The 22,228-nt window shown below is 52.9% G+C and carries 16 protein-coding genes; 3 read left to right on the top strand and 13 right to left on the bottom strand.

The window, feature by feature from the left end:
• Positions 1-36: 36 nt before the first annotated feature.
• The 4 genes from AC0LWM_RS30455 to uptA form a co-directional block, all read right to left on the bottom strand.
• Positions 37-390: a VOC family protein gene (locus AC0LWM_RS30455; protein ID WP_474678803.1), complete on the bottom strand. Its 354-nt coding sequence runs from the start codon at positions 388-390 to the stop codon at positions 37-39.
• 225 nt (positions 391-615) lie between these two features.
• Positions 616-1,239, bottom strand: coding sequence for an MBL fold metallo-hydrolase (locus tag AC0LWM_RS30460; RefSeq protein ID WP_474678804.1), 624 nt, complete (start codon positions 1,237-1,239; stop codon positions 616-618).
• 3 nt (positions 1,240-1,242) lie between these two features.
• On the bottom strand, positions 1,243-1,809 hold the full coding sequence (locus AC0LWM_RS30465; protein ID WP_474678805.1) for a thioredoxin family protein: 567 nt from the start codon (positions 1,807-1,809) through the stop codon (positions 1,243-1,245).
• Positions 1,810-1,858: 49 nt separating this feature from the next.
• Complete coding sequence (uptA, locus tag AC0LWM_RS30470; protein WP_474678819.1) at positions 1,859-2,467, bottom strand: undecaprenyl phosphate transporter UptA; 609 nt, start codon at positions 2,465-2,467, stop codon at positions 1,859-1,861.
• Between the two features lie 304 nt (positions 2,468-2,771).
• On the opposite strand from uptA, the gene AC0LWM_RS30475 reads away from it, so the two are divergent.
• Together AC0LWM_RS30475 and AC0LWM_RS30480 are read left to right on the top strand one after the other, a co-directional pair.
• The gene (locus AC0LWM_RS30475) at positions 2,772-3,218 is read left to right on the top strand and encodes a cupredoxin domain-containing protein (protein WP_474678806.1); all 447 of its coding nucleotides are present in this window, start codon (positions 2,772-2,774) and stop codon (positions 3,216-3,218) included.
• A gap of 76 nt (positions 3,219-3,294) precedes the next feature.
• Positions 3,295-3,606, top strand: a complete 312-nt coding sequence (locus tag AC0LWM_RS30480; RefSeq protein ID WP_474678807.1) for a dehydrogenase — start codon at positions 3,295-3,297, stop codon at positions 3,604-3,606.
• A 5-nt stretch (positions 3,607-3,611) separates the two neighbouring features.
• Here the strand turns inward: AC0LWM_RS30480 and AC0LWM_RS30485 are convergent, their stop codons facing one another.
• Positions 3,612-4,505, bottom strand: a complete 894-nt coding sequence (locus AC0LWM_RS30485) for an AraC family transcriptional regulator (protein ID WP_474678808.1) — start codon at positions 4,503-4,505, stop codon at positions 3,612-3,614.
• A 124-nt stretch (positions 4,506-4,629) separates the two neighbouring features.
• Here AC0LWM_RS30485 and AC0LWM_RS30490 point away from each other — a divergent pair, with 124 nt between their 5' ends.
• On the top strand, positions 4,630-5,667 hold the full coding sequence (locus AC0LWM_RS30490; protein WP_474678809.1) for a Gfo/Idh/MocA family protein: 1,038 nt from the start codon (positions 4,630-4,632) through the stop codon (positions 5,665-5,667).
• A 98-nt stretch (positions 5,668-5,765) separates the two neighbouring features.
• On the opposite strand, the gene AC0LWM_RS30495 is transcribed toward AC0LWM_RS30490, so the two are convergent.
• The 8 genes from AC0LWM_RS30495 to AC0LWM_RS30530 form a co-directional block, all read right to left on the bottom strand.
• Entirely contained in the window at positions 5,766-7,928 is a 2,163-nt protein-coding gene (locus AC0LWM_RS30495) for an O-antigen ligase family protein (RefSeq protein WP_474678810.1), read from the bottom strand.
• 140 nt (positions 7,929-8,068) lie between these two features.
• Entirely contained in the window at positions 8,069-8,908 is an 840-nt protein-coding gene (locus AC0LWM_RS30500) for a DUF4097 family beta strand repeat-containing protein (protein ID WP_474678811.1), read from the bottom strand.
• 122 nt (positions 8,909-9,030) lie between these two features.
• Entirely contained in the window at positions 9,031-11,349 is a 2,319-nt protein-coding gene (locus AC0LWM_RS30505) for a helix-turn-helix domain-containing protein (protein WP_474678812.1), read from the bottom strand.
• 163 nt (positions 11,350-11,512) lie between these two features.
• A complete protein-coding gene (locus AC0LWM_RS30510) occupies positions 11,513-16,903 on the bottom strand; it encodes a discoidin domain-containing protein (RefSeq protein ID WP_474678813.1) in 5,391 nt (1,796 codons plus the stop codon).
• Positions 16,904-16,982: 79 nt separating this feature from the next.
• Positions 16,983-18,539 carry an extracellular solute-binding protein gene (locus AC0LWM_RS30515; RefSeq protein WP_474678814.1) on the bottom strand — a complete coding sequence of 519 codons (1,557 nt, stop codon included), beginning with the start codon at positions 18,537-18,539 and terminating at the stop codon, positions 16,983-16,985.
• Between the two features lie 60 nt (positions 18,540-18,599).
• A complete protein-coding gene (locus AC0LWM_RS30520) occupies positions 18,600-19,481 on the bottom strand; it encodes a carbohydrate ABC transporter permease (RefSeq protein WP_474678815.1) in 882 nt (293 codons plus the stop codon).
• A gap of 18 nt (positions 19,482-19,499) precedes the next feature.
• Entirely contained in the window at positions 19,500-20,420 is a 921-nt protein-coding gene (locus AC0LWM_RS30525) for an ABC transporter permease (RefSeq protein WP_474678816.1), read from the bottom strand.
• A 235-nt stretch (positions 20,421-20,655) separates the two neighbouring features.
• The gene (locus AC0LWM_RS30530; protein ID WP_474678817.1) at positions 20,656-22,104 is read right to left on the bottom strand and encodes a tetratricopeptide repeat-containing glycosyltransferase family 2 protein; all 1,449 of its coding nucleotides are present in this window, start codon (positions 22,102-22,104) and stop codon (positions 20,656-20,658) included.
• Positions 22,105-22,228: the final 124 nt, after the last annotated feature.

Genomic DNA, 22,228 nt, shown 5'->3' on the forward strand with positions numbered 1-22,228 from the left:
ACTCCTCTTTTCATTGTCCCTTATTCTCTCCTTGGCTTAACGATTACAAACCAAGTAAAGGGTATTACTGTCAGGATCGCTAAAGTGTACGACTTGGGCCGCTTGGCCTTCTACATAATCATGGAATTGAACACCCCGGGATTTCAGTGTCTCGATGGCAGACTCCAATTCCTCTACCTCAAATCCAATAGACATACTACCCGATGTTCCCGGTTTAACACCTTGGTCACCTGAAAGATGTAGGATACCAATCGTCAATCCCGGTGCTTCGATCTGCGCAAAATGCCCGTCCATTTCGTGTTGAAGCTTTAATCCAAGGGTTTCGACATAAAATTTTACTGCCTTTTTGAAATCCGCTACCATGACAGTCGCATTGCCACTCTTAAACATGGTATATTGCCTCCTTTTTATGTTTGATCGTTTTTATTATATCAAAAAGATATAACGTATGAATATATTTTTTCGATATAATGATTTTGTGGTACATTTTTGTTCATAAAAAAAACGACAAGAAACTCCCTAGAAAAAAGAAAAAACCTTGAGTTAACAAGGTTTCTTTTCAGGGTACTATCTTGTCGTTGTATTCCAAGCTTATTTAGCCCGGCGAGCGTTCTTTTATACGTACGGATTATTTTGTTTCTCGTACCCGATCGTCGTTTTGGGTCCATGTCCCGGGTAAACTTGCACGGCATCGTCCAGCTTGAACAACGTTCCGCGGATCGAATCGATTAAATCCCGCTGGTTCCCGCCCGGCAGATCGGTGCGTCCCACTGACATGCGGAACAATACGTCCCCACCGAACAAATGGTTATCGTGCAGCAAGCATACGCTGCCCGGCGAATGGCCCGGCGTATGGAATACCCGGAACTCGGTATCGATCAGCTTCAGCTTCTGTCCATGCGCAAGCGCATATTCGGCCGGATCGGTCGAGATCGGCTCCGTAACCGCAGGCCAGCGAAGCGATCCGTTCAGCTTCGGATTCGTCAGCCATTCCGCTTCAAGATCGTGAACGTAAACCGGACAGCCTTTCAGCTTGCGGATTTCATCCACGCCTGCGATATGGTCGAAATGGGCGTGCGTCAGCACGATCGCTTCGAGCTCGACCGTTTCCAGTCGGCGAACGAGCGCCTTCGGATTTTGCCCCGGGTCGATGACGATCGCTTTATTCGTCTCCGTGTTGGTCAATAAGTATGCGTTGGTCTGCAGTTGTCCTAACGAGAAGGCTTCGATTTTCAGCATGGCTTACAATGACGACAGCAGCTCGCGAAGTTCTTTGACGATAACCGCTTGATATGCCGTTCCTTCCCCGTATTGACGCAATATTTCGGCGCGCGTCGCCGTCAGGTTGTCCTGATAGTCGGACGCTTCGCGGTCCGGATTTTCCTGCTTGAACTTCACCATAACGGCTTGTACGTGAGCCGGCCGCGGTCCCCATGTGCCGAGCACATGGCCGCCCGTGTCCGTGAAGATGACGACCGGAATGGATCGGCCGCCCATCGTCAGAAACTGGTCGATGACGTCGAGATTTTGCTCCATGATGAGCACTTCCACCGGGATGCCGGAATTTTCGAGCGCCTTGAATACGACCGGAATGTTGCGCACGACGTCGCCGCACCAATCCGCAGCCACGATGAGGCAGCGCAAATCGTCGCGATTGTTCAGCGATTCGTAGTACTCGCGATCCTCCTCGCTCGGCCATTCGAATTTGCCGTACCAATCCAGGAACTTGTCCTGGTTCTTCTCCATGCTATCGATAAATTGCTGCGGGCTGATGCCCGTTCTAAGCTTATCGGCTAAATTTTTGCCCATCGTAAGGACCTCGCTTTCATAAAGTTAGTGTGATGCCTCTCCCCGTATACTACACCGATTTGCCGCGGTTCCGCAAATATTTGACGACGAAATAAACAACAAGCAGCGCCAGCGCGATTAACAAAGCAGGCTGAACATACGGCGCAGCCTTCTCGTCGATCTGATCCCAATGCTCTCCAAGAATATTGCCTAAGTATACAAACAGAATTGACCACGGAATCACCGCGAGCGTAGTCAATAACGTGAATTTGCCGAGCGGCATCTTGGTAATGCCCGCTGGAATCGATATCGCATGGCGAACGACCGGAATGAATCGGGCCGTAAAAATAACGCCGGTTCCATAACGGTTGAACCACTGCTCCGACAAATCGATATGCTTCTTATGAATAAAAATATATTTGCCGTACCGTTCCAAAAACGGCCTTCCGCCGTACCTGCCGATCCAGTACACGAAAATTTGGGCGATTACGCCGCCGATCGTGCCGAAGATGACCGCGCCGATAAACGATATTTTTCCTTCATGAACCAAATATCCGCCGTAGGCGAGCACGATTTCACTCGGAATGACCTCGATCATGAGCCCGAGCATAATGCCGAAATACCCTAATTCCCGAATCCAAATAAACAGTTGATTAATCCATTCGTGAATTTGATCCATAAAATGTCCCATGTTCATCTCCTAAAATGATGTTGGCATAATCTATACTATTTTACCATACGGACAGACATTCCAGCCAGTTGATGCGCGGCATGGGCTGCCGATCCGCAGTCTCCTATTACTATGACGATCGGCAGGACGAATAGTTTCTATGAAAAAGTTTCAGAGTAGTTCCCCGAAAAAATGGTTTGGTCCGGTCATGCCTTGACAAGCCTCCGCATACTATGGACTAGGGTCTGTCCGGCATCGGAACGGCATAAACAGCCGGCATGCCGACGGACGACTTTGTCCGGAGGTGGATCGCGTGTCCAAAGTATTCATCGTAAACAAAAACCATGTCAGGCTGTTTCTTACCGTCGTATCGCTTATCGTCATGGTCGCCCTTTACCTGCAAATGAATCAAACCAAAGCCGTTGACGGCGCACCGGTAAAAGAACAAACGATACATCTGGTGACCGGCGAATTTTCTTCGACGTTGCCGAACGGCAAAAAAATCGAAGCTTACCGCTGGGACCCCGGAACGGTATACGTACAGCACGGGCAGCCCGTCGCTTTGCACATTACCGGCATTAACGGCGCAAGCCATCCCTTCGTCATCGAAGGCTTGAACATTAAAGGCGAAGTGACCAAAGGAAAAGAAACGGTCGTGCGGTTTACGGCGCAAGAAGAAGGTATATATCGGATCGTTTGTCTCGCGCATCCGGATATGGCCCATAACGGGCCGATGGTGGGGTATATCGTCGTGGATTGATGCGGTCAAGCCCGCTCTTGTCGCCCGCCTGCCTCTCTCCGCATATGTATAGTGTAGAGAGGAGACGGTGCGCTACATGAAACCGAACCAAGAAAAACATACGCAAAACTTGCCGACCGCTCGCAAAATACGCCGAGCCTGCAGCAAAGAATTGTATCGAACGGTCAAACGGCTGAACGTTTGGATCAAACCGGAACTGATCGAGCAGGCCGAAACCTTGTATTACCAAAAAGTTCTGCTGAACCTACCGTGGATTTCGGAGCATAGCAGCAACCATAAGCTGCTCTCCGACTGGTGGGACGACAACGTCAGCGCCGAGGTCGCCGCCTTGTGGAACGTCGACCGCGTCGCCTTGTCCAAGGCGTTTCGCGACGCATTCGGAGGCTGAACGGATTATTTAAAATATCGGGAGGGCGGGCAGCCCTTATATTTTTTGAACAGCTTCGTCAAATAGGCCGCATTGCCCAAGCCGACCTTTTCCGCAATGAGTTCAAGAGTAAGCGTGGAGCTTCGAAGCAGCTTCTCCGCTTCGTTCATCCGCTGCATGTTGACATATTCGACGAATGTTCTTCCGGTGACTTGCTTGAATTTTTTGCAAAAATAATACGGCGACCAGCCGGCAAGCTCAGCCGCTTGCCCGATGGAAATCGTCTCGCCCAAATGCCGCTCGACATAGTCGATAGCGGTTTTTATTCGTTCGGCGTAAACATTGGCGAGCGCGCCGTTCTTATGCCCATCGCCGGGATCCGCTAAAGTGTTCGCCCGGGTCAAGTTCGTTAGGAACAGCAGCAGCAACGCTTTGACGGACAACTCGTGAGCAGGCTTCTTGGTCTCAAATTCGGCAATGCACATCCGCAGCCAGCCGATAGAGTCGCGGTATGCTTCGGTATCCCGTTCGATCTTGCTCGGCAATCGGGATTGCCCGTCCAACAACGGCCGCAAATATTCGTCGAAGGCCGGATCGGGGTGATGTGGCATAAGCAGGGCGCGGTTGAACACAACCGAAACGTATTCCGTCTCTCCATCCATGGCGGAATAGCCGGTATGCAGTTCCCCGCGATGGACGAACAACAGGTCGCCCGGAGCGACGTCATATGGGCAGCTGTTGATGTAAAAAACGGCACGGCCTTTCACGGTCAGAATGATCTCGAAATGGTCGTGCCAGTGCAAATGCATGACCTGGGAGCCTGTCCGATTGTCGATCGCCCGGTTCCGGAACAGATTGACCGGATAATACGTGCTCGGCAATTTCGTATTTTCACGAAGCCATTGTTGATCATCGGTCATGACGACCTCCGGCCTCCTTTCACTCCAAGACAAGATCGGGCAAATATAGAGCAAGATCGGATAAGGCATGGATATCCGTATTCCGGTTATAATCAGGGTATCAGCTACAAAGGAGGATTACAACATGAGTCGATTCCAAATTGCCGTTGTCGGCTGCGGCGGCATGTCCAATACGTGGGTGCAGTACGCCCTGGAACGGCAGGATGCGGAGATTGTGGCGCTTGTCGACATGGTGGAAACGAATGCGAGAGCGATGGCCGAACGGCACCGGCTTCAAGCTGGAATCTATACAGACCTGAATCAGGCGCTGGCCGAGACGGGAGCCAATCTGGTGTTTGACGTGACGGTCCCCTCCGCTCACGAGAAGGTATGTACGGCGGCCATGAAAGCAGGCTGCGACGTGTTCGGCGAAAAACCGATGGCGGCGACGATGGATGAAGCTTACTCCATCCTGCTAACAGCCCGGGAAACAGGAAGATCGCACGCCGTCATGCAGAACCGCCGGTATATCCGAACGATTCGCGCCTTTCGGGAGCTTGTCCAAGGCGGAGCGATCGGACAGCCGGGATATATCGGCGCCGATTTTTTTCTAGGCCCGCATTTCGGCGGATTCCGCGAAATAATGGACAGCCCACTTATACTCGATATGGCGATTCATACGTTCGACCAAGCGCGGTTCATTCTGGGCGCGGACCCTGTATCGGTATATTGCCACGAGTTTAATCCTCCGGGTTCTTGGTATAAAGGAAATGCGTCCGCCATCTGCATCTTTGAAATGTCCGACGGCTCCGTATTCTGCTATCGCGGCTCCTGGTGCGCGGAAGGCGCGTCGACATCGTGGGAAGCCGATTGGCGCGTAACGGGCAGCAAAGGAACGGCCATCTGGAACGGCACCGATGCGCCGTATGCGGAAGTGATCGCCGCCGTGGAGCAGGAAGGGCGATTCACGCGGGAATACGAGCGGATAGAAGGCGAATTGACTTGGACGGGGCGCGAAGGCCATGCCGGATGCCTGGACGAAATGTTCGCCGCGCTGATCGAGGGCCGCAAAGCCGAAACCGACAGTACCGACAACATCCAGAGCATCGCGATGGTGCTCGGGGCGATCGAAAGCGCAATATCGGGGCAAAAAATCGATTTGTGCGCATACGGAACGAAATAAGGATCTCAACATGCAAAATCCCCTTTCGGAGTAAAGTACACGTTGGAAATGTACCCGCTTCCGGGAAGGGGATTTTCTAAACGATCCGATACGACCGGCTAGTTCGAATATAGGCCAAGATAATATGAAGCTTGCTCCCGCTGCTCGTCATCGCCATCCGCCGCGACGTCGGCGAACAGATGCCGCGCATCCTCGTAATTGCCCATCATATGCATGCTCTGTGCGGCAGCCAGCTTGGCGGCTAACGTCATCCCGAATTCTTTGCCGTTCGGCGTATCGTTCATCCGCTCGACGGTCGCCACAAGATCTGCGTAGCTGTCGTAGGCCTCGATCGCCTGTTCAGCGAGTTCTCTTGCAAGCTGAGGCTTGCCGGTAGACATTTGCCTTTCCGCAGCCTTCGTCAACGTCTCGATAAAACGCGTTTGCTTCTCTTTATCGAAACGATCGACCTGGACGGCCGCCCCCATCCACTTCGCAGCCTCCCCCATCTGCTCCAGATTCGCATAGATTTGGCCAAGCTCCCAATGAAGCTTCACATTGCGCGGCTCAAACGTTAAGCCGTCTTCGAGCACGATTCGGGCATCGACCGGCGAGAGCCGCTTCGCCAGTTGGAGGCGTACGGAGCTGTCATATGGATACAGCCGTACGGCGGCGTCCAAATGCCGCACCCTATCCGCATCGTTCTCCGCCGCTTTTCCGGCGGCAAGCTCCATACGGGACCATTCGCCATGCAGTGCAAACCACCCGCCGGCAACAACAAAGACGACAGCCGCAGCAAGCGCTGCATGCGAGAGCAAGTTCCTTCTGGTGAGCCGTTGCGCAGGTTCAGTCACAAAAACAGCAAGCCCTTCCTTCTCCCCTTCCGCCATACCCGAACCTATCAACCATAACGCCATCAGCCAGAAAAAACCGTAGGACATATCGAAGTCGATGACGCTATGTGCGAATAAAAGCGATAGCGGCGGCAGAGCGAGACGATTCACACGCCATAGCCGCAAAGCCCAAACGATTAGCATCGCCGCAAAAATAATTGCCCCGACAATACCAAGATCGAGCAATACGTCCAAATAACCGCTATGTACCTCGCTGCCGACATAAGGTCCCCGTTCGTAGGAAGTGAACAGCATTTTCCAGCTGTCTCCTCCGTAACCGAACAGCGGAGCATCGCGAAACATAACAAGGGCATCCTTGTAAAACAAAGTCCGCGAAGCCGCCGTATCATAATTGCCCGTGATCCGTTCGCCGGCCGTTCCGGGCAAAAGCAGCAGCAATCCGATCGCTCCCGCCGCCGCCACAGCCACCGAAAGCCCCAGTAACCGTGCAGGATTCGTTGCCGTTAATCGATGCTTCGGCAGTCGATTTATCACGATCCTTAATCCGAACATGGCAGCCGTACCCGCAACGGTAAATAAAATAAGTCCCAATCCCCCAGGATGCTGCACGTGATGTGCATATTCCCGGACGATACCACCGTATGCGACCGCTGCCAAACAACCGGTCAGAGCTGTATATGCTGCATACCGCAGCCTCATCTCCGAACGGAGCAGCACGAAGCCGAGAAGCCATCCAATGAGGAACGAAAGCCATGCCCCACGTGATTCCGTCAGCATGATCGCGGTTCCGTACGGAACAAGCCGCGCGATAAGCAGCAGTGCGGAAGCTGTGCGCAGAAAGCCGCGATCCGTTTCTTGACGCGCCAAATACACCAAATGATATAACAGAAATGCGCCGATCACCGCACCGAACGTATTCGCATACTGAAAAAAACCGGCGAGCCTCATACCTAGGCTGGATAACCGCTCATCCTGCGTAACCTGCACAATATCCTGAAAGTCGATGATTCCGTACATGCCCAGAAACGCCCCGACGCCAACGAACAAACCAACGGTGGCAAACGCATAATGAAGCCAAACCCTGAACGTAAGTTGCCGGGAAAATGCCAGGAACAATACGAAAAACGAGCCGTAGCTGAACCATCGCATCGCCTGCTCGATCGTTCCTTGAACCGACTCCGTCGGTACGGACAAATGCAACAAATATAACGCCCCCATGCCGAATGGGAGCAGAGTATGCCATGGAAGCGGAGCGGAACGGCCGCGCTTCAAGATCGCCGCAAGCAGCCATGCCAAAAACGCGACGTACAGCAGCAAGTGCGGCTTGTACCAATAACGGTCGAAAAAAAGGCCGGAACGGTACGAAGCATACATTAGAAAAACAGCAAAACCTATCGCGGCTCCAATCGAAAGCAATTTTCGCATCATGCGGGAAACGACCTTTTCCGTGTAATAATTTGCCTTCTCATTTTAACAGAAAACAATAGCAAACCCTAGAACGGAACATGTTTACAACGTAGAAAAACGGCAGCCCCTGTTTCGGGACCGCCGCCGCTCGATTGTTCAAGCTATTTCACGTTCACTTTAATGTCTCCCATTTTGCTTACCGCATCAAGCTTCGGATTGCCCTCGCCAATGGTGCCGATCACTTCGGCTTTGCTTTTTGTCGAATAATCGACATCGGAGAACGATTCGGATACAATGCCAAGCTCCGTCTTCAGATTCAGCTTGAGCGAAGCCGGCTTCTCCGGCAGTTCGACGGTCACGTTGCCCAGCTCGGTATTCAAGTTCATATTGTCCTTAAGCTCAGAAAGCGACAGCTCGATATCGCCTGCTTGCGTGTTCAGGTCGAGATCGCCCGACGATTGTTCCAGTTGAATGTCCCCAAGCTGCGTCGAGACACGAAGTTGATCCGCATGAAGGCCTTTGGCCGTTACATCGCCAAGCTCGTTTTCGAGGTGAAACCGTTTCAGCGTTTTTTGCGGCAGCTCAATGGTCAATTTGCGCTGCCCTGTTCCTTTGTTAAAGGATAGGCTACTCTTCCCGTTTTCCTTGGCTTTAATGTGCAAGACGCCGCCTTTTACATCGCCCTCGAAAGTAAAATCATGCTCGATCGCCTCGTCGACCTCAAACTCCGCCTTCAATTCGTTGCCCGTCGTTTCCTTAATGGAAACGGTGGCCGTATTGGTATCGATCTTAATCTCTTCGATATCGTCGATGGAAAAAGCTTTCGAACCTACCGTCCTCAGCTTGCCCGATCCGGAATTTTCGCCCGTGACACCGTCCTTGATGCCGTTCGTCAAGCTTTGCACTGGATTTTCGCAGCCAGTCAGCGCCAAAGCCAAACATAATGCAGCCGTTAAAGCGATCGCCTTTTTGCGCGTAGTTTTTTTCATCGTTGATTTCATCTCGTAACTCTCCCCGTTTTCTCGTTCGTTTGATAGGTTCATTGTAATGGGAAAAAGTCACGTTAAGTAGTCACCCCAGTCATGTGCGAGGTAACATTTTCAAGATGGCGAAATGGCGAAAGTCATGTGCATTCGCAGGATTCCGCTTTTTTCGTCTGCCTGAATTGGTTCGGAGAAACGCCGTACTTCTTCTTGAACACCGTTATGAAATAAGAGCTGTTCAAAAAACCGACCGATTCGCCGATCTCCTTGACGCTAAGCGGCGTAGTGAGCAGCAGCTCTTCCGCCTCTTGGATGCGCAGTCCCGTCACGTAATTCGTAAACGTAATTTTCATATGCTCGTTGAACAGCTTGCTGAAATAAGGAACGGAAATATGCAGCGCCGCCGCGACGGAGTCCGCCGATAGATCGCCGTTCGTGTAGTTCATCTGGATATAAGCGCAAGCATTTTTGACGATGCCGCTGCTGTCCCTGTACCGGTCCTTCTTCAGTTGATGAACGATATACTCCGCAAGCCGCATATAAAATTGCTCCGCTTGCCTAAACGCACGTATCTCTGCAATGGCTTCAGCCATTGACTGAGTGCCCAAGTCCGTGAGGAATTCGGCAAAATCCGCCCCCCCGCGAAACTCGCTTTCAATCCGGTAGAGCAGTTGATGCTGCGTGTTCTGAACATCGCTCATGCTGCAATGTTGCAATTCGCCGAACCATCCCTCGATGATCCGGTGACAAGCCGCCGTATCGTTTAACCTGATCGCATCGAACAGTGCGGACTCCCGCTTGGCGGAATACCGGTACGACTTGTCGATTCGGCTTTGAATCGCCTCGTAATCGAAAACGCGTTCCTCGTTCAGCAGATAATGGTAGGAGAGCGCCTCTTTGGCCGTTTCGTACGAGCGGGACAGATTCGCAAACGAGGACACGCCGATTCCGATGCCGGCCAGCAGCGAAATATTCATCATGCTCTCTACCTTATTTACAAATTCGCTTGTCTTGTCTTCGATCATCAAGTCGGCACGATTATTCATCAGTATGGCAAACGAATGGTTTCCCGTATCCGCCTTTTCCAAATTCTCTTGAAATACGCGAACGGCAAGCTCGGCCATGGCGTCTTTGACAAAAGCGATTCCCGTATCGGGCTGATCCGGCGCGCTCTCGCTCACTCCGACCATCGTAAAGGCAATGACCCGCATATCGGCCGGATTCAATGCGATGCCATACCGCTCGAATGCGGTCGGCAGCTTCTCTTCGTCGATGACTGAGTCGTCGTTCAGTGCATCCTTGATGAAGCTTTCCTTCAATTTCCGACGATCTTTGCTTACGGAATCTTCGAGCGAAGTGACTTTGCCGATCAGCCCTTTAAATACGCCGCTAATATATTCGACCTCGTTCCCCCCCGCCGCGGACGGATTCACGTTATCGGTTCCCCGGATCATTTTGACAACGCTTGCAAAAGGCCCGTAAACTTTCCGGTTCATCAGTACCGTCGCCACGATGCTGACAAGCAGAACAAGCAAGGAAACGGTTATGATGTTGCGCTGCAAAATAAAGCTGTCCCGGGTCAAATAGTCGTAACGGGTCGTATTGATCAAATACCATCCGAGTTTTTCGTTGTAAACGTAGGTGACTAACGATTTGTTTTCGTCGACGGTCTCTATAAAATTATTGTTCGTATCGCTGCTGCGGATGACTTTATCGATATACGGCTGGCTGCCGATGTTGCTCATGAACCAGCCCGGTCTTTCCCCGTGGATGATGTTGACTCCGTTTTTGTCGACGATCATGAAATTGGAGTACGTCGAATTGCCCATCTTGTTGAACAAATCTTGCACGGCGCTCAGTTTTATATTGATAAAGATGGCGTATTCGGTTTTAGCGTCCGAAATTGTGAAGATGAGCGACAATAAATCGTTTTCATAAACTTTGTTATTGTATACGTACAGCTGCTTATGGGGTAAAAATACCATTTTGTGCGCGTTTTTCCGCACGTCGATCAATGCCCGGGCATCCGGATCGATCGTCGGAATGTCGACGTCCTGGGAAATCGTGTGAATAAACTTCCGCGTTTGCCCGTTGTACAGGTAGACCGAATGGATGAAATCGTTGACGATGATCGTGTCGCGCAGCCTCTCGGAGACGGTCATCGAATCCGCCGGATCCAGCGTATTGGAATACAACCCTTTATTGATGTACCTGTCCCTCAGCAGCTGTTCGCCGATTTGGAACGCTCTTTCATATAAAGTCGAAATATTGTAATCCGTTTGCGAGAGCCACTTCTTGTACGTTTCCGATATTTGTTTCTCGGTACTCGTCGTTGTGTAAACATAATTCACGGCGGAAATGAGGAGCAGGGAACTCACGAATACAACGGTGTTCGCAACGATGAGTCGGAAGAGGAAGCTTCCTCTCCTCGCAATCGGCTTCGTCATGAAAGATTTCATCGGACACATACTCCTTTGGCATGTTGCATGGGATGGCGTATGTATTAGTTTGACAAAGGGATAACGATTCCTTTCCGGCGATTTGAAAAAAAGAGGCCCGGTCTTTCTCGCTTTGGAAAAAAGACCGGGTAAATGCTTCGTCCGGAAGCTGTGCCGGAAGACGTTACTTACGGCCGGATCGGATCAATTTGGCGTCCGCCCAATCGCCGTGATCGTTCGCATGTCCGTCGCCCGCATCGGTGACGATCAGCTTCAGCTCGCTTCGGCCGGCGATATTGACGCTTACCGGTTTGGCTGCCGTTTTATTGTCCATGCGTCCGCTGTCGAACAGCTTGACGCCGTCCGCCCAAACCTGGAATATGACGCTGCCACCGCCGGTTTCCTGGTCGATGCCGACAACCGCTTCGAACCGGTCGTAATGTTGTCCGGCGATGTTGTATACGATCTCCGAATTCGCATGGGTGCCGACGCCTTTATCGTAAGAGCGGCTGCCCTTGCCGTCGAACAAGGTGAGCACGTTGCCGTCGGCGGCGGAGTCCTTGTTCACCGTGCTCCATCCCGTCGTTGCCGAAACCCAATCGAGATCGCTCAAATATTGCGGCACTCGTTCATAATCGAACTCGAACCGGTCGCGGTCGTCGAGCTTGATTCGCGCGATGCCTGTGTAGCCGGAAGCGACTGCGATCGGCTTGCGCACAGGGTTCGCTTCGACCCAGCCCGGGAATCCCGGCGGATGGGACCAGATGTTGCGGATATGGAAGCGGATCGTTCCGTCAGCGTTAACCGTCGCTTGAACCGAGCCGGAGCCGTCGCCCTGCGCCGTAATCCGATTGCCTGTTGCGCCGTCGATCAGCGACGCGTAATAGAAGTTCGTCTTGGAAGCTCGGAAATCGGCAGTGCCTTGCCCCGCTTTTTCATCGTCCTTCCAAGCCCAATCCGGCTTGACGCCGTAAGCTTCCTCGCCGTTGCTGCGATGTTTGTAGGCAGTCCCTTCGTTGCGGCCGATCTGGTCGTCCGGATAATACGCCCACTGTCCGTCTCTGACCCACGTCATCCGATCGGCGGAGGCAGCGACGTCGAAGGAGACGCCAACAGCGTCAAAATCCGAAGGCGGGTTCGTTATCGTATACGTCGTCTGGATCAACCCTTTACCGTCAATACGAAGCTGGTAATCGACGACCGTGTTTCCGTATTTGCCGGAAATGGCGACAACTGCCTCTTTGCCGGATTTTGCCCCGTTGATCGAGGTGAATGTCCATGGCGCAAGCCTTGCGGTATAGCCCATATCGAGGAACGGGCCTCCCTTGAGCAGCGACTCGCCGTTATAGATGCCTTCACGGATCAAGCCTGTCGTTTTGCTGAAGGTCAGCTTGAAGTCTTTGCCAGATACGGCTAGCTCGCTGCCGGTTTCTTCGATCTTCGGTGCACTCCCTTGCGGTTCCCATGCTTCCGTGATTTTGTGGCCAACCGTCAGCTCGTATTCGTCGATTGGCTGATCCGCCGCGGTTCGGCCGCTGCGGTAAAACTTCAGGTGGACCGAATCGCCCAGCTTCCAATTCTTCGCCGGTATGACGAGCTCGCCCTTGCTCATCGGCTCGACCGAAGGTCCCGCCATCGTGCCCGACTTGTTGCCGGCATTCCATTCGACCATGATTTCATTCAGGTTCGTATGATTAAACCGGTTTTCGACCGGAATCGAAAGCGGCTTACCCGGCCCGGGTTCGGGCAATTCGTTGTTGACGATGCTGACGGGCGAATACGCCTTCTTCACGTTCCAATATTCCGGCTTTTCCCAGTTCCACTCGTCGAGGATGCCCCAGGTTACTTGGAATCCGGGCCATATGCCGTTCGGACCGTAGAAGACCAGATCCCTGGAATGCCATATCGCTCCGCCAAGCGCGCCCGGCGTTCTGTACAAGTCGTCCCACAGCCGCTTGATCGCTTCGCCGTAAAAATCCCGGTATGCCGGATCATTGTCGATCCAGTCGCCATAATACACGTAATCGTGCGCATACTCGTCGTACAGCTCGGGCTTGTCATGGCTGCCGATTCGTTCGCCGTACGGCGTATAATGGATGCTGAACAAATCGTTGTAATTCGCCGGCGCATTCACCCCGAAGCTGAATTTGACGGGCCGTGACGGATCGATTTGTTTGGCGTAATTATGGGTAGCCGTCAAATTGTTCCCCCAGCTGCTCTCATTGCCGAGCGACCAGATTACGATGCTCGGGTGGCTGCGGTCCTTCTCGATCGTTTCGGAAAATTGGCCCATGTAATTGTTCAGATAACGCGGGTCATCCGTCCGGGAATCATTCACGAACATGATGGAGTTTTCTTGTTCGACATAAAAGCCCAGCTCGTCGGCGATATCGAGAACGTATTCGTATTGCGGCCAATGGGACGCCCGAATGTAGTTGACGTTCGCCGCTTTCAGCTTGACGAGCGATTCTCGGTCATGCTCCCGGTCTGCAGCCACGCCGGTCAGCGGCGTCGATTGATGCCAGTTCACGCCACGGAGCTTCACTTCTTTGCCGTTGACGAACATTTTGTTGCCGACGACCTGGACCATCCGGAAGCCGATCTTGCGGGTAACGGTCTGAACCGTTTCCCCGTTCACCTTCACGGCAGCTTCCAAGGTATACAAATTCGGATGCTCGGCATCCCATTTGCGTGGGTGCGCGACCGGAATGTCCACCCCGGCGTCAGACTGCGCCTCCGACAGCGAAATGACGGACGGCGAAATCGGCACCTCCGTGCCTGCCGGATCGACAAGCCGCAGCGCGACTTCCGCATTCGGGCCGTCATTCGTGAACAGCATGCCGGTATTCACGTGCAGGACGGCATCGGTATACGTTGCGTCGAACGTCGTCTCCGCGTGCAAGCGAGTCATGTAGCTTTTTGGGGTAGCGAACATCTTGACTTCGCCGATCAGCCCGCGCACGTGCTGGTATTCGACGAATCCCGTTTCGGCGGTCAATCCCACCGTAATCCATGCGCTTTCCCCCGGCGTCACGTAATCGGAAATATCGGCGTCAAACGTCGTGAAGCCGCCCCGATGCTCGCGCACCAAATGCCCGTTCACCCATACGCGGGCGTAGTTGAACGCCGCTTCGAAGCGCAGAAGCACTTTTTTGCCTGCATAGTCTTGAGGAATGAATACCGATTTTTTATATGCATTCTCGATATTAACCTTCGGGAACCAGTCGCCGCCTTGCGGACCGCGAATGTCGAAGCCAAGCACCTCCACGTTGGCCGGCACCTTCACGTCCGACCAGACGGAAGCGTCCGTGCTGTTCCGCCAGAAGCCTTGAGCCGGATTTTGCGTGAACTTCCACGTCCCGTTCAAGCTGATAATCGGCTCGGACACGCCCGGAACAGCCGACGGCAGCGGTGCGATGACCGGACGCGGCCAGCCATTTGTCTCGGGGCCAACCGGAACTTGGGGTAATGGAGCACTCTGGCGTCCGCGCACCTCGAATTCCTTGATTCCCGCCTTGCTCCCCAGCTCGAGGCCCGTCACCGTGACCCGCACGTATCTTCTTGACGCTTGCAGGAACGAGTCCTGCTGTTCCGACACGCGATCCGCGATGTTCGTTTTGTCGACGACCGTATACCAATGCAGCGCATCGGAAGATGCTTCGATCCGGTATTTGAAATTTTTGTTCGCTTCGTTCCAAACGATCTTCGTTCCCGACAGATCGTAGCTGCCGCCCAAATCGACCTGCAGCCAATTGCCGGTCGACGTATTGCCGGCAATCCAGGCGGTCGCCTCGTTGCCATCAACCGCGTTCGCCGCAGGACCGGAAGGATCTTCACCGGAAGCGGACGCTGTCTTGTTCAAGGCAATGTTCGTTTCGTCCTGCGATATCGTGTACGGCATCGTAACGACAAGACTCTCCTCCGTCGCCGTGGCGGCATATGCCTTGACGACCATGTCGGAGCCGATTCGGATCGGATCGGCGTAAAGTCGTTTCGTCGGCGAGGTCAGAGGATCTGTGCTATCCGTCGTATAATAGATCGCCGCGCCTTGCACCGTGCTTGCCAGGACGACGTCCGTATCCGCCGCCACGTATCCGGCAGGAGGCGTTGCCGTAATCGGCACAACCTGGTACACGAACGATTTCACTTGGCTGTCCGTCTTGCCCGGTGTCGCGGCATAGGCTTTGATGGCGATCTCCGTACGTATCGCGTTCGCTCCCAGCACGAGAGGCTGCTCATACGTCCGCCGCGTCCCCGACGTCTTCGGATCGCTTCCGTCGGTCGTGTAATAAATCGACGCGCCCTGCTGTGGTGAAGTCAATTTGACCGCGGAGCCGCTGGCCACCGTTCCCGGCGGGACGTCGGCGTCAACCGGAAGCGTCACGGCCGTATTGTATAGCTCAAATTCCCAGATCGCTGCGGCGGAGCCGGTCTTCTCGATTTGATGCAATCGGACGTACCGGGCTTCCGTCGCAGGGAACTTATAGAGCCGGTCCTTCAGATCGTCGTTGGCTTGCTCCTCCGCAACCGTTGTCCAGTTCATGCCGTCATCGGACAGGTCAATGGTAAACTTGCTGATGTAATTGACATGGTCGGGATTTTTGCGCAGCACGGCGTAGTTGACCGGCTGCTTCGTTCCCAGGTCGACGATTAAGTCCCACAGCACGAATTGCTCCGGCTGCGCGTAAGTGCCCCTGTTCCCGTCGATTGCCCGCTGGGCGACGTTGCCCCAGCCCGCCGGCTCCGTCATCGTTGCAGTGGCGCCAAGGGCAAGGTTCGAAAATTGGCCCAGGTCATCCTCGGGCACGGTATAAACGAACGTTTGCACCTCGCTTTTTCCCCCGCCCAGTTCATCCACCGCAATTGCCTTCAATGTGACGTCGAAGTCAACGGCGAGCGGCTCCGCATATTTCAACCTTGTCGGCGACGTTTCCGGATCGCTGCCGTCGATCGTATAATAAATTGATGCCGTGCCGAGCGAGCTGTTTAGCGCCACCTTCGTCCCTTTCGTCACCGTGCCCGGAGCTGGATTCGCCGTCAATTCAGGGGTGATCGTCGCCTGCGAGAACAGCATCAGCTCGTCGATCCGAACCGCGGGCCAATCGACGCCGTCGGCCGTTTTTTTCGTGACGTGCAGCCTTACGTACCTGGCATTCACGGATGAAGGCAAGATGCGGTCCGTAATGTCGTACGGATTGCCGACAACCGTATCGGCCGTTTCCCAAGGGCCATTTTCATTGCCGGTACTGTATTCCAGTTGAAAATCTTTGGTCGACCAATCACCTTGCGCAGCGTGGTAAACGATCCAACGCGATATGTCCTTCGCTTCCCCGAGATCGACCATCGCCCACTCGTCGGCATAGGGACTGCTCCGCCATCCTGTATCGCTTGTCGACCACATCGTATTGTGGCTGCCGTCGGTCATGTAGTTGGGCGGATGCTGCGGCAGCGAGCTGCTTGCCGTTACCGGCTTGCCTTGCGCCAAGTTACCCGTATCCGCAGCATACGCGGTCTGCACCGTCACGCCGGGCCATGCAAAGCTGCTTAACAGAAGTGCAGCGCATAAAACGATCATTAGTGAAAACTTCCCTCTCCCCTTCAAAGAAAACACCTCCGATACGATTGTCAGATGCATGATTTGCGTTGTTTGCACATTATTTCGCTGCTTTTTTCGCCATAAAATCGTTTAATTGGTTTTGCATTTCGGCAATGACTTTATCGATGCCGGCGGATTGCAGCTTGCTCTTGAAATCCGGGAAAAACTTGTCGTAATCGGTAAATCCGGCATACGCCGGGTCGACGTATTCCCGTTCAACCGCATTGATTTGCGACATTTCCGACTTCACGGGATCCGCATTAAACCGGAAGCCGAGCATCGGCGCTTCGACGGCATTTTGATCCCAAGATTTTAAGACGTCAGTGAGCGTCTGGTCGACATTTTTGCTGAAATGCTTCATCCGAATGTCATCCCATGCCCAGTATACTTGGTTGTACGATTGGTTCTCGGCAATGCCTTCGGTCGAAACAGCGGTACCATCCAGCTTATAGTTCACGTCCTTGACGCCGTAGGAGACGAGGTCATAGTTCTCTTGGCTGCTTCGGAACCAGTTGACGAAAGCGACGGCAGCTGCCGGGTTTTTGCTCGTCGAAAATACGGACAATAAGTTGGAAGCGGCTTCGAACACGTATTTGGGATTGCCGGGATTCAGGAACACTTCTTCCAGCTTCCCGTTAGGCATCGTTTTTTTGAAAGCGTCGATTCGTTCGGTCGTTTTCAGCACGTTGGACCAGATCGCGGCGATTTTGCCGTTGTTCAGCGCGGCTTCGGGATCTTTGATCTCCTGCGCGTCCTTCGGCATCCAGCCGTTCGTATACCATTTACGCTTCGTGACGACGATGTTTTTGAAAATGTCCGACTCGTAGAAGTTTTTCACCTTCAGCTCGGGATCGGCGGGATCGATGTAAGCCGGGCCTACGACCATATCGCCTACCGGCAAATAAACGTCCCCGAATTCCCGCAGCAGTCCGCGGTTTCCGTCGTTGGCGATCGGCACCATGTCCGGTTCGTTTTTCTTGACTGCATCCAGGTACGCTTCAAAATCCGCTAACGTTTTGATCTCCGGCAGATTGTATTTCTTTCTCAGATCGGTGCGTACGGCAAAAAAGTTGTTGTTCTCCGCAGTCGGAACAAGCGTCGGAATGCCGTATATTTGCTGGTCGATCGAAGCGCTCAGCCAATTCGCGTTCGGAATGTTTTTCTTCAAATCTTGGCCGTATTTCTCCAGCAATTCGTTTAACGGCGCGACCACGTGCTTCGAAGCGATTTGCGACAACCAGCTGACATGCGTCCAGGCCAAATCGTAATCTTCACCCGAAGCGGCGATCAGATTGAGCTTGTTCGTGTATTGATCCCAGGGGAAATAGGTGAACTCCAGCTTGAGATCGAGCCCGTCGGCGTGCATTTTGTCTTCGATCGCTTTTTGCACGCCTGCCAAATCTTTGGGCGCGTCGCCGGGGAGCACGAACTTGACCGTTCCCGACACTTTGGCTTCCTCTTCCCCCTTGCCCGAATCCGTCGTACTTTGCTCGCTCGGCTTGGAATCGCCTCCGTTCTTCGCAGAATCGCTTTCATTTTTCGAGCATGCCGCCGTCAAGACGATGATCAAAACAAGCGTCATCCAGAGTAGTGCCTTGCTGCATTGTTTCACCACTGCTTAAACCCTCCTTATTTTCCTTATGAATCTATGTTGAACCGGATATCCGGCTGCAACCTAACCTTTGACGGCACCAATCATGATGCCTTTGACGAAATACTTCTGAATGAACGGGTACACAAGCAGAATCGGGCCGATCGTAACCAATACCATCGCCATCTGGGCCGTTTCGGAAGGCAGCATCTGGCTGCCCATCGATTGACCTCCCTGCGAGCTCATATAGTTGATCATCGACTGAATCTTGAACAGGATGAACTGCAGCGGGTACAGTCCTCTGTCGTCGATGAGCCATAACGCCAATCCCCAATCGTTCCAATAAGCGAGCGAATAAAACAACGCAACCGTCGCAATAATAGGCGCCGACAAAGGGAGGATGATGGCCACAAAAATGTAAAAAGGGTTGGCCCCCTCCATCTCGGCCGATTCGATCAAGGCAGGCGGCAGCGATTTGAAGTAGTTCCGGATGAGGAACACATGGAACGGATTGATCAGCATCGGCAAAATTAAAGCTGCGATCGAATTTTTCAGGTGCAAATATTTCGTCATGAATATATACCACGGAACTAGCCCCGCGTTAAAAATCATCGTAATAAAGATGAACAAAGCAATTGCGTTCCGGTATTTCACTTTCTGCACGGCCATCGCGTAAGCGAGCATGGCGCTTAACAAGAGGCCGAGCGCGGTGCCGAGCACGGTAACGAGTGCGGATACCCGGTATCCGCTCGTAATTTCGCTTCCCGAGAAAATGAGCCGGAACGAATCGAAGGAGAACGAATCGGGCACAAAAGAGTACCCGTGCTTCACGACCGACGCCTCGCTCGAAATCGAGACGATCACCGTGAGCAAGAACGGAATTGTCGTAAATATGCAAAACGCGATCGAAACGGCATGGAACAGCGCTTGCGAGATCGATAATTTTTTCGTTTTGACTTTCGTCATCGTATATGCCACCCCATTTTAGAACAACGAGTTTTCCCGATTATATTTTTTGACCGCCCAATTGCACGCCAAGACGAGAAGGAAACCGCAAACCGATTGATACAGCCCGACGGCGGCAGGCATGCTGATGTCTCCGACATTTTTGACCGCTCGAAACACGTATGTATCGATGACGTCGGTTGTCGGGAACAACAGGCCGTTATCGCCGACGATGGAATAAATCGTTTGGAAATCGCCGTAGAAAATTTTGCCCACGGCCAGCAGCGTAACGATGGTCATCGTTGGAACGAGCAGCGGCAATGTAATGTAACGAATTCGCTGCCAACGGTTCGCGCCGTCGAGCGATGCCGCTTCGAACAGTTCTTCGTCGATGCCCACGATGGTGGCCAGGTAGAGGACAACGGCATACCCGGTATTTTTCCAAATGAAGATGCCGACCAGGATGGCGACCCAATATTGAGCGTTCGCGTACCAGTCGACCGGCGGACTGTTCAAGGCCGATAACATTTGATTGACGAGTCCGTATTTCGAGCTGAACATTAAATAAACGAAATTGCCGACGACTATGGCCGAGAAAAAATAAGGCAGAAACATCAGGCTCTGGTATAGACGGCGCGCGAAGCTTTTTCTAATTTCGTTCAGCAGGATGGCGAACGCGACAGCCACAAGCGTCCCGAATACGATGTAATTGGCATTGATGAACAACGTATTGAACGTCGTTCTCCAAGCGTAATCCCCGTTGAAGAAAAACTCGAAGTTTTTCAGTCCGACCCACTTGCTACCGAATATGCCGTCGGCGAAGTTATAATCTTTAAATGCCAGAACGACGCCCGGCAGCGGCATGTAGCTGAATATGAGGAAAAACAAGAGTCCCGGCAGCGCCATCATGTAGTACCATTTATTTTTCCATAGCTCATATCCGATTCCTTTTCTAGACAACCTGATCGCTCCCTCCACTCCAAATCCGTTTGTAAGCGCTTATATCCGAATCATACGGGCTGCGTCGTCAAAAGCCTATTTCCGATTGTTACGAAGGTAATAAAAATTTAATATGGGGGGTTTCAAAATTTTAAGATGATATGAAATTGTTATGGTGGGGGCGCAGAATTAGCGGAATTAGCGCCAAAAAACCCCACAAAGTGGGGTTTGGCTTCGGCATTTCCTTCCATGTTGCTTATTGCTCGTTCCGGTTCAATTGCACGCGTTGCTCCTCGATTTGCTCCAGCCGCTTGCGCGGATCGGGCAAATTCGGATAACGCGACGCAAGGCCGCGAAATAAACGGCGTGCCGGAGCAAGCTTGCCCGCTCTGTAGGCGATTTCGGCGAGCGCTAAATCGGCCTTCCATTCCACGATGTGCGAATCGGCCGAAACCGTGCCCCGGTAAGTAACCGCCGTCTCCTTCGACTGCCGGAGGTTTCGCTCCGCTTGGCTGTGCAGCTCGTGGGCTTGCTTCATCTGAATGTGGGCGAGGTAGAACAACGCATCCGGGAAATTCGGCGCCTTGTCCAGCGCGCGGCGGCAGACGGCTTCGGCCTGCTCGAGGTTGTTTTGGGAGAGATAAACTTTCACGAGCAGCATTTGGATATCGAGGATTCTGCCGAAGCGATGGAAATTTTCCGCCTTGCGTTCGGCTGTTCGAAGCGCCTCGATTACTTCGTCGGATGCGCCAATCCCGATCAGCTCTCGGCCATAAAACAACCACCATCCCGGATTATCCGGCTCCTGTTCGATCATCCTTTTTAATATTTCGATATTTCGATTTTGTTTATTTTTAAAATCAACGATATGCGTTTCATATCCGTCATGGTGTAGTCGGATTCGGACTGCGGTTCTAAAGGTCAGTCCATCATACACGCTCACGGCATCGTCCAAACCAACCTGCTCGTGCACGCTCCCCCAAAACTTAAGCTTGCGTCCCGTGGGGAACATTCGGCTGATCCCGTAGTTCGGAATCGTTTGGCCGTTCTGCTGATTCAGTTGGCAAATATTCAAGACCGGCGGTTGTTCGACTTCATCGAATATACCTGCGATTTCGCGTACTCTGGCCTTATCCTCCGAATGGAGGTATTCATCCGCATCCACCCAGAGCACCCAGTCGCCGGAAATGTGCTGCAATCCTTGATTGCGCGCCGCGGCAAAGTCATCTTCCCACGGAATGCCGATCATGGTGACTTGACCATATTGACCGGCCAACTCTAATGTCCGATCCGTTGACCCCGTGTCGAACAAATAAATGCGGTCAACCGCTCCGATTAAACTTTCGATGCATCGCTGAATGCACCTTTCTTCGTTCTTCGCCAGAATCGCTGCCGAAACAGACACCTTGCGGACCGCCAATAGCTCGTCGATCTCCGTCCTCTCGCTCCCCGCAGGCGCCGCATTCACTTTGGAGAAGACGCCTTGCACCCACTTGGCCTCCGGATCGAGAATCCAAGCTCGCGTAAATGCTTGATGGGCGGCAGCTCCGTCTCCCTGCAAGAGCAAAGCTTCTCCTAAATATACCCAAGCCTGAGCGTCCAGCCGGTTATTTCGAACCCATTGGATGGCGAGTTTCTCGGCAACGTCATATTGGTCAGCCTGCAAGGCGGCAATCAATTCAGCATACTTTGGTTGTTGCGTCATTTCAATCCTCCAAGGCAGTAGAGTAAAGGGCTGAGTAATTCAGCCCCTCCTCATCAAACCGGACGTGAGGTTTTCCCTCATCCGGCTTTCCGATGTTCTTCTTCCTTGTGCATTGCGGTACTTT

Source organism: Paenibacillus sp. sgz302148, assembly GCF_056120465.1.